This is a genomic window from Sphingomonas faeni (assembly GCF_003053745.1).
GTDB lineage: Bacteria > Pseudomonadota > Alphaproteobacteria > Sphingomonadales > Sphingomonadaceae > Sphingomonas > Sphingomonas faeni.
In genome coordinates, this window is sequence record NZ_QAYE01000004.1 from 69,620 (window position 1) to 83,425 (window position 13,806).

13 protein-coding genes are annotated in these 13,806 nt (G+C 66.3%); 10 read left to right on the forward strand and 3 right to left on the reverse strand.

The features are described from left to right. Window positions 1–84: 84 nt before the first annotated feature. A complete protein-coding gene (locus C8J25_RS08650; protein WP_056487338.1) occupies window positions 85–381 on the reverse strand; it encodes an SEL1-like repeat protein in 297 nt (98 codons plus the stop codon). A gap of 78 nt (window positions 382–459) precedes the next feature. Further along, the gene (panC, locus tag C8J25_RS08655) at window positions 460–1,311 is read right to left on the reverse strand and encodes a pantoate--beta-alanine ligase (protein WP_107954082.1); all 852 of its coding nucleotides are present in this window, start codon (window positions 1,309–1,311) and stop codon (window positions 460–462) included. A gap of 75 nt (window positions 1,312–1,386) precedes the next feature. On the opposite strand from panC, the gene C8J25_RS08660 reads away from it, so the two are divergent. The 8 genes from C8J25_RS08660 (at window position 1,387) to C8J25_RS08695 (ending at window position 8,451) form a co-directional block, all read left to right on the forward strand. After that, on the forward strand, window positions 1,387–2,202 hold the full coding sequence (locus tag C8J25_RS08660; protein ID WP_107954083.1) for a division plane positioning ATPase MipZ: 816 nt from the start codon (window positions 1,387–1,389) through the stop codon (window positions 2,200–2,202). After that, complete coding sequence (locus C8J25_RS08665; protein WP_107954084.1) at window positions 2,199–2,453, forward strand: DnaJ domain-containing protein; 255 nt, start codon at window positions 2,199–2,201, stop codon at window positions 2,451–2,453. The genes C8J25_RS08660 and C8J25_RS08665 overlap by 4 nt, the downstream gene beginning before the upstream one ends. A 111-nt stretch (window positions 2,454–2,564) precedes the next feature. Next, window positions 2,565–3,932 carry a phosphoglucomutase/phosphomannomutase PgmG gene (gene pgmG, locus C8J25_RS08670; protein WP_107954085.1) on the forward strand — a complete coding sequence of 456 codons (1,368 nt, stop codon included), beginning with the start codon at window positions 2,565–2,567 and terminating at the stop codon, window positions 3,930–3,932. A 216-nt stretch (window positions 3,933–4,148) separates the two neighbouring features. Further along, window positions 4,149–4,598, forward strand: coding sequence for a PH domain-containing protein (locus C8J25_RS08675; RefSeq protein WP_107954086.1), 450 nt, complete (start codon window positions 4,149–4,151; stop codon window positions 4,596–4,598). A gap of 27 nt (window positions 4,599–4,625) precedes the next feature. Beyond that, the gene (locus C8J25_RS08680) at window positions 4,626–5,405 is read left to right on the forward strand and encodes an exonuclease domain-containing protein (protein ID WP_107954294.1); all 780 of its coding nucleotides are present in this window, start codon (window positions 4,626–4,628) and stop codon (window positions 5,403–5,405) included. A gap of 90 nt (window positions 5,406–5,495) precedes the next feature. Further along, window positions 5,496–6,986 (forward strand): sensor histidine kinase, encoded by a 1,491-nt coding sequence (locus C8J25_RS08685; protein ID WP_341871531.1) that lies wholly within the window; start codon window positions 5,496–5,498, stop codon window positions 6,984–6,986. Continuing rightward, window positions 6,983–7,423 (forward strand): response regulator, encoded by a 441-nt coding sequence (locus C8J25_RS08690; protein WP_056053360.1) that lies wholly within the window; start codon window positions 6,983–6,985, stop codon window positions 7,421–7,423. The genes C8J25_RS08685 and C8J25_RS08690 overlap by 4 nt, the downstream gene beginning before the upstream one ends. After that, on the forward strand, window positions 7,420–8,451 hold the full coding sequence (locus C8J25_RS08695) for a sensor histidine kinase (protein ID WP_107954088.1): 1,032 nt from the start codon (window positions 7,420–7,422) through the stop codon (window positions 8,449–8,451). Before C8J25_RS08690 ends, C8J25_RS08695 begins: the two co-directional genes overlap by 4 nt. Window positions 8,452–8,663: 212 nt before the next feature. Here the strand turns inward: C8J25_RS08695 and C8J25_RS08700 are convergent, their stop codons facing one another. Further along, the gene (locus C8J25_RS08700; protein WP_243650215.1) at window positions 8,664–9,155 is read right to left on the reverse strand and encodes a TetR family transcriptional regulator; all 492 of its coding nucleotides are present in this window, start codon (window positions 9,153–9,155) and stop codon (window positions 8,664–8,666) included. 213 nt (window positions 9,156–9,368) lie between these two features. Here C8J25_RS08700 and C8J25_RS08705 point away from each other — a divergent pair, with 213 nt between their 5' ends. Together C8J25_RS08705 and C8J25_RS08710 are read left to right on the forward strand one after the other, a co-directional pair. Next, on the forward strand, window positions 9,369–10,586 hold the full coding sequence (locus C8J25_RS08705) for an efflux RND transporter periplasmic adaptor subunit (protein ID WP_107954296.1): 1,218 nt from the start codon (window positions 9,369–9,371) through the stop codon (window positions 10,584–10,586). 6 nt (window positions 10,587–10,592) lie between these two features. Beyond that, entirely contained in the window at window positions 10,593–13,802 is a 3,210-nt protein-coding gene (locus C8J25_RS08710; RefSeq protein WP_107954089.1) for an efflux RND transporter permease subunit, read from the forward strand. Window positions 13,803–13,806 lie beyond the last annotated feature (4 nt).

The following is a 13,806-nucleotide window of genomic DNA, read 5'->3' on the forward strand; positions in this document are numbered from 1 at the left end:
AGGGACCGAAATACCCTACGAACGCGACGTTCGCGGTGATCCCCTCCCCCAACCCCTCCCGCAGGCGGAAGGGGAGCCTTCAGCTCAAGCAGCCCGGCGTTGCGTCAACTGCATCCAATCCCGGGCAGCACGCTGCGCCACCGAAATCTCCCGCGCAGTCATGTCCTCGGCGATCTCAGCCCGGCATTCCTGCGCGGCGATGTTCCCCGACACCGCCGCCAAGTTGAACCACTTGTGCGCCTCGATCAGGTCGAGGACGACACCCGACGTCCCCGTCGAATACACCATCCCGAGTTCGTAACACGCCCGGTCGTCGCCGCGCGCGGCATCCGCCAGACGGCGTTCGATTCCGATATTCGCATTCTTGAGACTGCTGCCCATGGTCTTGCCCCCAATGTTCTTAAAGGCATCCTGCGGTGATTCGGGCTACGAAATGGTTAATGGGTTAACGCTCGATTTTTACAACGCGTCTGGCGCATCGATGGCGATGTTATCGATCAATCGCGTCGCACCCATCCGCGCCGCCGCCAGCAACCGCCGCGGACGGTCCGCCGCAGGGTTTTCCGCGAGCGTCTCGGCGTCCGCCAGCGCGACGTAATCGATCGTGAACCCCGCCCCGACCAACGCCGTACGCGCATCGTCCAGCACCGAGTCGACGCCCTCGCCCTTCGCGATCGCCCGCGCGGCGACACCCAAGGCTCGCGGCAAGGCGACCGCCTGCTTGCGCTGCTCGTCGTCAAGATAGATGTTGCGCGACGACATCGCCAGGCCGTCGTCGTCGCGCTGCGTCGGCACCCCGACGATATCGATCGCAAAATCGAGATCCGCGACGAACCGCCGAACAACGGCGAGCTGCTGGTAATCCTTCTCGCCGAAATACGCCGCATCAGGCCCGACCTGGTTGAACAGCTTCGACACGACCGTCGCGACGCCGTCGAAATGGCTGGGCCGCGAGGCGCCATCGAACCCATCGCTGACACCCGAGACGCGCACCGACGTCGCGAACCCATCGGGATACATCGTCTCGACCGACGGCAGCCAGAGCAGGTCGCACCCGGCTTCGGTCAGCATCCGAATGTCGGCCATCTCGCGCCGCGGATAGCGCGACAGATCCTCGTTCGGCCCGAACTGCGTCGGGTTGACGAAGATCGACGCGACGACCTTGGTCCCCGGCCGCTTCGCCGCCTCGATCAGCGCGACATGGCCGGCGTGGAGCGCGCCCATCGTCGGGACGAGCGCGACGCGCTGCCCCGCCGCACGGAAGGCGGCGACGCTTTCGCGCAACGCATTAAGGTCCCGGACGGTGTCCACGTGAAACTCCTACTCGATAAGTGCGGTCGCGGCTTCTATGAAGGGTGACTGTTACGATCAATAAGGAAACGCGCGTTGGCCACGGGCCCCGACTCACCCCAAGCTTCGACGCACGTCATCGTGTTCGCCAACGAGAAGGGCGGCACCGGCAAGTCGACGACCGCGGTGCACGTCGCGATCGCGCTCGCCGCCAAGGGTGCGCGCGTCGCGTGTCTCGATCTGGATCACCGCCAGCGCACCGTCGGCCGCTATCTCGACAACCGCGCCGAGACGATGAGGCGCAACGGCTCGATACTGCCGATGCCGCGCCACGCCACGCTGTCGGAGCAGAGCGAGGACCAGTTCGAGGATTTGTGGCATTCGCTATGCGAGGGGTCGGACTTCCTCGTGGTCGACACGCCGGGCCGCGACGATCCGTTCGCGCGCACCGCAGCGGCGCTCGCGAACACGCTGGTCACGCCCATGAACGACAGCTTCGTCGACTTCGACCTGATCGGCCAGGTCGATCCCGAGACCTATCAGGTGACCCGCCCGAGCTTCTATTCCGAGCTGATCTGGGATGCGCGGAAACAGCGTGCGCGCGCCGACGGCACGACGATCGACTGGGTCGTGCTGCGCAACCGCCTCCAGCATATCGAGGCGCGCAACATGCGCCGCGTGTCGGATGCGCTCGCGCAACTGGCCAAGCGCGTCGGCTTCCGGATCATCCCGGGGCTCGGCGAGCGCGTGATCTACCGCGAGATGTTCCCCGCCGGCCTGACAATGATTGATTCGAAGGCGTTCGGCAGCATGGGCCTCGCGCATGTCGCCGCGCGCCAGGAACTGCGCGAGATGATGGCCGCGTTGCAGCTGCCCGACGTGGTTGAGCAGGTTCCGGGCGTCGCTGCGTGAAGTGGATCGTCGCCGCAGTCTTCATCTGGCTGGCATGGCATTACCTCCGCCCCAAGCCAAAACAGCGCGTGGTCACGGATGAAGCCGAGGCCCGCTCGATCCTCGGCATCGATCGCAGCGCGGACGCCGATGCGATCCGCAGCGCGCACCGCCGCCTGATCGCCTCGGTCCACCCCGACCGGGGCGGCTCGACCGACCTGACCCGGCGAGTGAACGCGGCGCGCGACCTGCTGCTGAAGCGCACGCGCTAAACCGTTCTCCTGCGAACGCAGGAGTCCAGGGTTACAAACGCTATTGCTCTTGGCTCCTGGGCCCCCGCCTTCGCGGGGGAACCGCAGTGAGATATAATCGTCGAGAGGCCCATGACCCACCAGTTCGACCCGACCTCGCTCCGCGAATACGACATCCGCGGGATCGTCGGCAAAGCGCTAGGCCCCTCCGACGCCGTGGCGATCGGCCGAGGCTTCGCCACCCGCATCCGCACCGCCGGCGGCCACCGCGTCGCGGTCGGCTATGACGGCCGCAACTCCTCCCCCGAACTCGAAGCCGCACTCGTGTCCGGCCTGACCGCAGGCGGCGTCGACGTCGTCAGGATCGGCCTCAGCACCTCGCCGATGCTCTATTACGCCGAAGCGACGCTAGAGGTGGATGGCGGCATCCAGGTAACCGGCAGCCACAATCCCCCCGAGTATAACGGCTTCAAGATGGTGCACGCCCACGCGCCATTTTTCGGCGACGACATCCAGGACTTGGCGGCGCTCGCGGCGTCCGGCGCCTGGAGCGAAGGCGAGGGCGAAGTCACGACCGCGGACGTGCTCGACGCCTATGTCGACCGGCTGATGGCAGGCTATGCGGGCGGCGCGTACCGGATCGGCTGGGACACCGGCAACGGCGCCGCCGGTCCGGTAATCGAGAAACTCGTCCAGCTCCTGCCGGGTGAGCATCATGTGATCTTCGCCGAAGTCGACGGCAATTTTCCCAACCATCATCCCGATCCTACCGAAGAGGCGAACCTTGCGGATCTGAAACGCCTGGTCGCGGAGAAAAACCTCGATTTCGGACTGGCCTTCGACGGCGACGGCGACCGGATCGGCGCGGTCGACGGGCTGGGCCGCATGATCTGGGGCGATCAGATCCTCTCCATTCTGGTCGAACCTGCGCTGCGCGAACATCCCGGCGCGCCGATCGTCGCCGACGTGAAGTCGTCGCAGGCGTTGTTCGACCGAATCGCCGAACTGGGCGGCAAGCCGGTGATGGCCGCCACAGGCCACAGCCTGATGAAGACCGCGATGACCCGCACCGGCGCACCGATCGGCGGCGAGTTGAGCGGACACCTGTTCTTCGCGGGCGAATATTACGGGTTCGACGATGCGCACTACGCGGCGGTGCGGCTGATCCGCGCGGTGCATCTGTCAGCGCGTTCGCTGACCGAGTTGCGCGACGCGATGCCGGCGCTGGTGGCGACGCCCGACCTGCGCTTCCCGGTCGAGGATGTGCGGAAGTTTGCGGTGGTGGACGAGGTGATCGCACGGTTGAAGTCGGATGGCGCGGAGATGGACCTTACCGATGGTGCACGGGTCACGACCGCGGGAGGCTGGTGGCTCCTCCGCGCCTCGAACACGCAGGCGATGCTGACCGTCCGCGCGGAGGCAAAGGATCAGGCAGCGCTCGATGCGCTGCTGGCCGAGGTAGATGCACACCTGTCGGCAAGCGGTGTAACACGACGCTAACCGCGAGAATTGCACCACCCCGGCGAAGGCCGGGGCCCAAGTGGAAAGGTGGAAGTAACGGCGCGCTGTCTTCCGTTAGCAACCTCCCCCAATTGGGCCCCGGCCTCCGCCGGGGAGGTGCTGATGAAAAGGAGATCGCACACTTGCATCCGCTGCCGAGCCGACTGACACCGTAACGCCCCAGCCTACCGTCCCACCACCCCAAGGAGTCCCCAAGTGGAGCGCCCAGTCGACGAATTCCGCTCCAGCACGCGCCGCTGGCTGCTCGGCAGCTTTGCCGGTTGGGGCACCCTGCTCACCTGTTTCGCCGGCGTCGGCTTCGTCATCATCGGCGTCCGCTGGCTCAAGAACCGCAGCGCCAGCTACGAGATCACCGACCAGCGCCTCATCATCAAGCGCGGCATCCTGTTCAAGACGATCGACGAGATCGAGCTCTACCGGATCAAGGACGTCCGCCTCGGCTACTCCCTCCTCAACCAGATGACCGACATTGGCACGATCATCCTCACTTCGAGCGATCGCACCACCAGCGGCGGCGAGTTCACCCTCCGCGACATCCCGATGGCGCGCGACCGCCGCGAAGGCCTGCGGAAACTGGTCGACCGCGCCCGCCAGCGCCGCGGCGTTCGCGAACTCGACGTGGACGACTCATACGCGCTGGATTAAGCGCGCTTTTGTCCCCACATGGCGGGCATGGCGCCCCCCTATCCCAAGCTCAAACAGCAACCCCAGATGATCCGGGTCGTCGACCTCGAGACCACCGGCTCGGCCCCGCCCGCGCACGGCGTCTGCGAGATCGGCTGGCAGGACGTCGCGCTCGGCGAGGACGGCCGCTGGGAAATCTACGGCGAAGGCGGCAGCCTGCTCGTCAATCCCGGCCGACTGATCCCGCCGGTGACTCAGGCGATCCACCACATCCTCGACGAGCATGTCGCCGACGCGCCGTATTGGCATGACTGTGCCCGCCAAGTGCTCGACCCGTGGCCGCGCCGGCTCGCACTCGCCGCGCACCGCGCTGATTTTGAGCAGAAGTTCAGCACCCCCGCGCTCACCCGCGACGCGGAGTGGATCTGCACGTGGAAATGCGCGCTGCGGCTCTGGCCCGACTCGCCGAGCTTCTCGAACCAGGTGCTGCGCTATTGGCGCAAACCGCACGGCATGGAGCACGAGCGCGGCCTGCCTGCGCACCGCGCGTTCCCCGACGCCTACGTCACCGCGTTCCACCTCCGCGACATGCTGAACGAAGCGAGCCTTGCGCAGCTGCTCGAATGGTCGCGTGATCCGGGGCTCATCCCCCGTGTCCGCTATGGCCCCGATCGCGGCAAGGAATGGTCCGAGCTCGATCACGAGACGCTGATGGCGTTCATGACCGATCGCGATCCCGACATCCGCTTCACCGCCAACCACGAGATGGACCGGCGCAGCGGTGGCGGCCGCGTCGGCAAGGCGAGCGCACAGGACCTGCTGCTCTAAATCAATATCGTTGCGCTGGCGGACCCGGCAGTATCGCTGGCGTAACGACATCCGCCAGCCTACACCGCCCGTCCTATGGTTCGCGTACGCTTGAAACTGCCCTCTTCGGAAGGGCGAGTCGCACGCTGGCTGGTCGCGTTCATGACGCTCGGCTTCATCGCGCTGGCCGCCGCCGCGATCGCGATCGGCTGGATCACCGTCCGCAACCGCACCTACACCGCCGAAATCCTCCATACGCAGGACGTCCGCCAGGCGATCGCCACGCTCCAGATCCAGATGGAGCAATCCGAGACGGCGCGGCGCGGCTACATCCTCGCCGGCAAACCGCTATTCGCCACCGCCTATGCGCGGACTGCGGGCAACCTCGTGCCGTCGATCCGCAAGCTGCGCCATCTGACCCGCGACAATCCGCGGCAGGGTGCCCGCCTCGACCTGATCGAGCCGCGCTTCGTCCAGTTGCGCGCGCTCCGGACGCAATCGATGACCCTGGTCGCCGCGGGTCGGATCGCCGAGGCGCAGCGCCGGTTCGCGGTCGATGCCAGCGTGCCGTTGATGCGCGGCATCCGCTACCGCCTCCAGGCGATGGCCGCCGACGAGGTTCGCCTGCTCGCGATCCGCACCGAGCGGCAGGAACGCACCAGCGCGCTGTTCCTCTCGGTCGCCGGGCTCGCCGCGGCGCTGCTGCTGATCGTCGCGATCCTCGCGGTCCTGCTGATCCGCCGCTATACCGCCGACCTCGCCGCGTCGCGCGACAGCCTGCGCACCCTCAACGAGACGCTCGAGGAACAGGTCGCCGAACGCACCGCAGACCTCAGCCGCGCGAACGAGGAAATCCAGCGCTTCGCCTATATCGTCAGCCACGATCTGCGCTCGCCGCTCGTCAACGTGATGGGCTTCACCGCCGAACTCGCCGCCGCCGCGGTGCCGCTTGCCGAGTTGGTCGACCGTGCCGAAGCCGAGGCACCGCACATCCTCACCGAAGACGCGCGTCTTGCGGCGCGCGAAGACCTGCCCGAGGCGATCGGCTTCATCCGCACCTCGACGCAGAAGATGGACCGGCTGATCAACGCCATCCTCAAGCTCGCGCGCGAAGGTCGCCGGACGATCGCGCCCGAGCATATCGACCCCGCGCAGCTGGTCGATACGATCGTCGGCGCGATGCAGCACATCGTCGACGATCGCGGGGCGGTGGTGCGCGTCGAGCGGCCGATGCCGGCCATCGTCACCGATCGTCTCGCGCTCGAACAGATCCTGTCGAACCTGATCGAGAACGCCACCAAATATCTGAAGCCCGGCCGCCCCGGCGAAATCACGGTCAAGGGCCATACCGAACGCGGCCGCGTCATCCTTTCGGTGGTCGACAATGGCCGCGGCATCGATCCGCGCGATCACCAGCGCGTGTTCGACCTGTTTCGCCGCTCGGGCGCGCAGGACCAGCCGGGCGAAGGCATCGGACTCGCGCATGTCCGCGCGCTCGCCTATCGTCTGGGCGGCACGATCGACGTACAGTCGACGCTCGGCGACGGCGCGACCTTCCGGCTCAACCTGCCGACCCACATGACCATCCAGGACGCAGCATGAACGATCACAAGACCGTCGGTATCGTGATGATCGAGGATGACGAGGGCCATGCCCGCCTCATCGAGAAGAACATCCGCCGCGCCGGAATCCTGAACGATATCCGTCACTTCACCGACGGCACCACTGCGCTCGATTTCCTGTTCAACGCCGCCGATGGCCCCGCGAAGAGCGGCCCGGCGATGATCCTGCTCGACTTGAACCTCCCCGACATGAGCGGCACCGACATCCTGGCCCGGATCAAGGCGGAGGGCAGCCCGCTCAAGCGCACGCCAGTCGTCGTGCTCACCACCACCGACGACAAGGTCGAGATCGAGCGCTGCTACGATCTCGGCTGCAACGTCTACATCACCAAGCCGGTGAACTATGAGAGTTTCGCGCAGGCGATCCGCCAGCTCGGGCTGTTCCTGTCGGTGATCCAGGTTCCCGAAGCCGAGTGAGCGAAACGCGCGTCCTCTACATCGACGACGACGCCGGCATCCGGCGGCTGGCGGCGCGTGCGCTCGAACGCCGCGGCTACCGGATGACCGTTGCCGAGACGGGGGCCGAGGGTGTCGTGAAAGCCGCCGCCGAACGCTTCGACCTGATCGCGGTCGACCATTACATGCCCGGCATGGACGGCCTCGAAACCCTGGAAGCACTCCGCCGCCTGCCCGATCCGCCCCCAGTCGTGTACGTCACCGGCTCAGAGGAAGGCCGCATCGCGGTCGCCGCGCTGAAGGCCGGCGCTGCCGATTACGTCGTGAAGACGATCGGCGAGGACTTCTTCGACCTGCTCGCCGCTTCCTTCGAACAGGTCCGCGCCCGCGCCCTGCTGGAGCACGAAAAGGCGTCCGCCGAGGCCGATCTCCGCGCCAGCAACGCGCGGCTCGAGGCGCTGCTCGGCGAGGTCAACCACCGCGTCGCCAACTCGCTGCAACTCGTCTCGGCGATGGTCCGCCTCCAGGCGACCGCGCTGACCGATCCTTCCGCACGCGAGGCGCTGGAGGACACGCAGCGCCGCATCCAGGCGATCGCGCAGGTCCACCGCCGGCTCTACACCAGCAACGACGTCGAGAGCGTCGACATGCAGGAATATCTCGGCGCGCTGGTCGACGAACTCGCCGAGACCTGGTCGACCGAAGCGCTCCCCCGCGCCTTGAGCCTCGCCGCCGAGCCGATACGCCTACCCACCGACCGCGCGGTGTCGCTCGGCGTGATCGTCACCGAACTCGTCACCAACGCGTGCAAATACGCCTATCCCACCGGCGGCGGCGAAGTTCGCGTGGCGCTGCGCCGGATCGACGATGACGTCTTCCTGCTCGCGGTTGAGGACGATGGCTGCGGCATTCCCGAAGACGCCGTCCCGCGCGGCACCGGCCTCGGCACGAAGCTGATCCGCGCGATGGCGCAGAGCCTGCAGTCGATCGTCGAGTACGACCCCACCCACACCGGCGTCCGCGCCACCCTCCGCGCGGCGGTACGATAGGGCACGCAAGTTACAACGACGGAATCATTCGCCCGTCGTGCCCTCTACCGTTCGTCCTGAGTAGCCATCGAGTAGCGGCATAGCCGCGTATCGAGAGGGCGTATCGAAGGACAGGTTGGCGTGCGGAACCGATGCTTCGATACGCGTCCTCGATACGCTTCTACGAAGCTACTCGGTCGCTACTCAGCACGAACGGGGTTTTCTGCAGGATTTTAGAGCGCGCGGACCGCGGCCAGGATCATCCGTCCCGTCAACCGCGCCGTCTCGTCCTCCGACAGCCGCGGCCGCGACAGCGTACGGTGGCCGAGCCCGAACATGAAGGCGAGGATCAGCTCCTCCGCGCCCTCCAGTTCGTTCTCCTGCAAGTCCGGATTGGCAACGCAGGCGAGCTCGCGGATCATCCGGCGGAAATCGCGGCACAGGTCGGCGATCGTGTCGGCGACGTCGGCGTTGCGGTGCGCCTCCGCCATGATCTCGAACGACAGCGCCTCGTCACCCTTGGACAAGGCACGCCGCGCCAGTTCGACGAACCCTTCCTCGATCGAGAACCGCTCCGATTTGACCGAGTCGTTCATCGTCTGCAGCTCGCCCATCTTGGCTGCCGCATCCTCCATCACGATCGCCTGGATCACCGCGTTCTTGCCGGTGAACAGGCGATAGATCTGGCCGACGGACACACCCGCCGCCACGGCCAGTTCGGACATCGGGGTTTGATGAAACCCTTGTGTCGCAAACAGATGACGGGCCGACGAGACGATACGCTCCCGACTTCCCATTTCATGCTGCACTGCACTCAAAACCATGTTCCCGACGCGTTTTTAGGTTGACCGGCCGCTCGCACAATCCTAGCGGGCAAGCAAGCGGAATGAACGTTCATTCCGGTGAACCTAATCTGCACGGACGTCGGGATGCTTAACATGCAGCAATTGAACCTCAAGGGATCGGTGGCGCTCTTCGCGCTCGCCCTGCTGTCGGCTTGCGGCAAGGAGCAGGCTCCGCCGCCTCCGCCCACACCGACCGTCGGCGTCGTCACGGTCGGCGAGGAAGCGGTCGTCCTCACCTCCGAGCTTCCCGGCCGTATCGCCGCGGTAGAGACCTCGGAGGTCCGTCCGCAGGTCAGCGGCGTAGTCCGCGATCGCCTCTTCACCGAGGGTGCGATGGTCAGCAAGGGCCAGGTGCTCTACGCGATCGAGGACGCCCCCTACCGCGCGGCGCTCGCCAGCGCGCAGGGCCAGCTCGGCGCGGCCCAGTCGCAGATCAATGCGACCCGTCTTCAGGCGCAGCGCTACGGCCAGCTCGTACAGCTGAACGCAGTCAGCAAGCAGGAAGCAGACAACGCAAACGCCTCCGCACAACAGGCTCGTGCCAATGTTGCAGCGCAGCAGGCAGCGGTCCAGTCGGCCCGCGTCAACCTTGGTTTCACGCGGATCAAGGCGCCGATCTCGGGCCGCATCGGCCGGTCGTTGGTGACCGTCGGTGCGCTGGTCCAGATGGGCCAGACCGATCCGCTCGCGACGATCCAGCGCACCAACACCGTGTATGTCGACGTCGTCCAGTCGGCGGCGCAGCTGCTCGATCTCAAGCAGGCGATGGCGACCGGCGGCGTGACCCGCGGCGACGGCAGTGCGCGCGTCCAGCTGATCCTTCCTAACGGCACGACCTATCCGATCGAGGGGCGCCTCCAGTTCGCCGAAGTCACGGTCGACCAGACCACCGGCGCGGTGACGCTGCGCGCGAGCTTCCCGAACCCCAACGGCCTGTTGCTGCCGGGCATGTACGTCCGCGCCAAGCTGGTCGAGGGCACGCGTCGCCAGGCGATCATGGCGCCGACTGCGGGCATCACGCGCGATCCGCGCGGCGGCGCGACCGCTCTGGTCGTCAACGCGCAGAACAAGGTCGAGCAGCGTAATGTCACCACCGATCGCGTGATCGGCGACAAGTGGATCGTCACCAGCGGCCTGAAGCCCGGCGACAAGCTGATCGTCGAGGGCCTGCTCAACCTGCGTCCCGGCGCGACCGTCAAGCCTGCCGCCCCGCAGCAGGTCGCCAAGCCCGCTGGCGCGCCTGGCGCTGCACCCGGAGGCGGCGACGCGTCCGGTGCGACCAGCAACAGTTCCGCGCAGGCCGGGAAGTAACCGCCCATGTCACGCTATTTCATCGATCGACCCATCTTCGCATGGGTCATCGCCATCATCCTGATGCTGGCCGGCATCCTCGCGATCCGGTCGCTGCCGATCGCGCAGTTCCCTGAGATCGCCGCCCCCAAGGTGACGGTCGCGACGTCCTATCCGGGCGCCGACGCGCAGACGCTCGAGAACACGACGACGCAGATCATCGAGCAGCAGATGAAGGGCATCGACAACCTTCGCTACTTCGCCTCGACGTCGGACGGCTCGGGCAACCTCGCGATCACGCTCACCTTCGAGCAGGGCACCGACCCGGACATCGCGCAGGTCCAGGTGCAGAACAAGCTGCAACAGGCGACGCCGCTCCTGCCGCAGGAAGTGCAGCAGGCCGGTCTCCGCGTTACCAAGGCGACCGCCAACTTCCTGCTCATCATCGCCGCCTATTCGGAAAACGGCGACCACGACCAGGTCGATCTCGGCGACATGATCGCGTCGAAGCTCCAGGATCCGCTCAGCCGCATCAAGGGCGTCGGCGACACGCAGGTGTTCGGTGCGCAATATTCGATGCGGATCTGGGTCGACCCCTTCAAGATGTCGAACCTCGGCGTTACGGTCACCGACATCACCTCCGCCCTGACCGCGCAGAACGCACAGGTCTCGGCGGGGCAAGTCGGCAGTCTGCCCGCGGTGAAGGGTCAGTCGCTCAACGCCACCGTGACCGCGCAGTCGCGCCTCCAGACGCCGGAGCAGTTCCGCGCGATCATCGTCCGCTCGGCGACCAGCGGCGCGACCGTGCGCCTGTCGGACGTCGCCCGCGTCGAGATGGGTTCGGAGAACTACAGCTTCCAGGCACGCTATAACGGCAAGCAGGCGGCAGGTTTCGGCGTGAAGCTGGCACCGGGTGCCAACGCGCTCGATACCGTCAAGCTGGTGAAGGCCGAGGTCAACCGGATCGCCAAGCAGTTCCCGCCCGACGTGAAGGTTGCGTTCCCGATCGACAACTCGACGTTCGTGCGGCTTTCGGTCGAGCAGGTCATCCACACGCTGATCGAGGCGATCGTCCTCGTCTTCCTCGTGATGTTCCTGTTCCTCCAGAATTTCCGTGCCACCTTGATCCCGACGATCGCGGTCCCGGTCGTGCTGCTCGGCTCGCTCGCCGTGCTCCAGGTCGCGGGGTTCACGATCAACACGCTGACCTTGTTCGGCATGGTGCTGGCGATCGGCCTGCTCGTCGATGACGCGATCGTCGTCGTCGAGAACGTCGAGCGCCTGATCCAGGAGGAAGGGCTCTCCCCCAAGGAAGCCGCCAAAAAGTCGATGGACGAGATCAGCGGCGCGCTGGTCGGCATCGGCCTCGTTCTGTCGGCGGTGTTCCTGCCGATGGCGTTCTTCAGCGGCTCGACCGGCGTGATCTTCCGGCAGTTCTCGATCACCATCGTGTCGTCGATGGCGCTTTCGGTGCTGGTCGCGTTGATCCTGACGCCCGCGCTCTGCGCGACGATCCTGAAGCCTGCCAAGGAAGGCCATAGCGAAAAGAAGGGCTTCTTCGGCTGGTTCAACCGCACCTTCGACAAGGGCGTCGGCAAGTATGGTAACGGCCTGCGCCGCGTCGAGAAGGGCTGGGTCCGCACGATGCTGGTCTATGCCGTAATCGTCGTCGCGATGGCCTTCATCTTCGTCCGCCTGCCGTCGGGCTTCCTCCCCGAGGAAGATCAGGGCGTGATGTTCGCACAGGTCTCGATGCCGTCGGGTACGCCGATGGAGGAGACCGCCCGGACGATGGACAAGGTCCGCGATCACTTCATGATCGACGAGAAGGCCAACACCGCGGGCATCTTCACGATCAGCGGCTTCGGCTTCGTCGGCCAGGGCCAGAATGTCGGCATCGCCTTCATCCAGCTGAAGCCCTGGGAAGATCGTAGCGGCAAGGAGAACGGCGTCGCGGCGGTCGCGGCACGCGCCAACCAGGCGCTCGCCGGGATCCGGGCCGGCATGGTGATCGGCTTCGTGCCGCCCGCCGTGCAGGAACTGGGCAACGCCAACGGCTTCGACTTCATGCTGAAGGACAATGCCGGCGTCGGTCACGAGAAACTGCTCGAAGCGCGCAACATGCTGCTCGGCATGGCCAGCCAGGACAAGCGCCTGATGCAGGTCCGTCCGAACGGCCTGGAGGATGCGCCACAGCTGAAACTGAACGTCGACCAGGCGCAGGCGGGCGCTCTCGGCCTCAGCCAGCAGGACATCAACACCACCGTCAGCACCGCGTTCGGTGGCGCCTACATCAACGACTTCATCGACCGCGGTCGCGTGAAGAAGGTGTTCGTGCAGGCCGACGCACCGTTCCGCACGACGCCCGCCGATCTCGGCAACTTCTACGTCCGCGGCACGACCAGCAACGCGATGGCGCCGTTCTCGTCCTTCTCGACAACGAGCTGGAACTACGGTCCCTCACGCCTCGAACGGTACAACGGCGTAGCCTCGTTCGAGATCATGGGCTCGCCGGCGCCCGGCGTCAGCAGCGGTACCGCGATCAAGGCGATGGAGGAGATGGCGGCCAAGCTGCCCCCCGGCATCGGCTATGAGTGGACCGGGCTCAGCTACGAGGAAAACCTGTCTGGCGGCCAGTCGACCACGGTCTATGCGCTGTCGCTGCTGATCGTGTTCCTCTGCCTGGCCGCACTGTACGAGAGCTGGTCGATCCCGATCGCCGTCCTGCTGGTGGTGCCGCTCGGCGTTCTCGGCGCGGTCGGCGCGGCGATGATCTTCGGGCTGAACAACGACATCTACCTCCAGGTCGGGCTGATCACGACGATCGGTGTGGCGGCGAAGAACGCGATCCTGATCGTCGAGTTCGCCGAGGAGAAGATGGGCGACGGGATGAACGCGGCCGATGCCGCGGTCGAGGCGGCCAAGCTTCGCCTTCGCCCGATCCTGATGACGTCGTTCGCGTTCATCTTCGGCGTGTTGCCGCTCGCACTGTCGAGCGGTGCCGGTGCCGGTGGCCAGAACGCGATCGGCTGGGCGGTGGTCGGCGGCATGCTGTCCGCGACCGTCCTCGCGATCTTCTTCGTGCCGCTGTTCTTCCTGCTCGTGAAGCGCGTCTTCAAGCAGGACAAGGCCGGCTCGGGGCAAGACCGCGACCAGGTGCCCGACCACGACGACACCCGTGACGACAACCGTGACGGCGGCCATCCGCCCCACGACCAGCGGCCGCAGGAGGCCTGATCCA

Coding starts and splice junctions, on each gene's coding strand:
- C8J25_RS08690 (WP_056053360.1), top strand. CDS start 6,983: ATGAACGATCACAAGACCGTCGGTATCGTGATGATCGAGGATGACGAG.
- C8J25_RS08700 (WP_243650215.1), bottom strand. CDS start 9,155: ATGTCCGAACTGGCCGTGGCGGCGGGTGTGTCCGTCGGCCAGATCTAT.
- C8J25_RS08710 (WP_107954089.1), top strand. CDS start 10,593: ATGTCACGCTATTTCATCGATCGACCCATCTTCGCATGGGTCATCGCC.
- C8J25_RS08680 (WP_107954294.1), top strand. CDS start 4,626: ATGGCGCCCCCCTATCCCAAGCTCAAACAGCAACCCCAGATGATCCGG.
- C8J25_RS08650 (WP_056487338.1), bottom strand. CDS start 381: ATGGGCAGCAGTCTCAAGAATGCGAATATCGGAATCGAACGCCGTCTG.
- pgmG (WP_107954085.1), top strand. CDS start 2,565: ATGACCCACCAGTTCGACCCGACCTCGCTCCGCGAATACGACATCCGC.
- C8J25_RS08705 (WP_107954296.1), top strand. CDS start 9,369: ATGCAGCAATTGAACCTCAAGGGATCGGTGGCGCTCTTCGCGCTCGCC.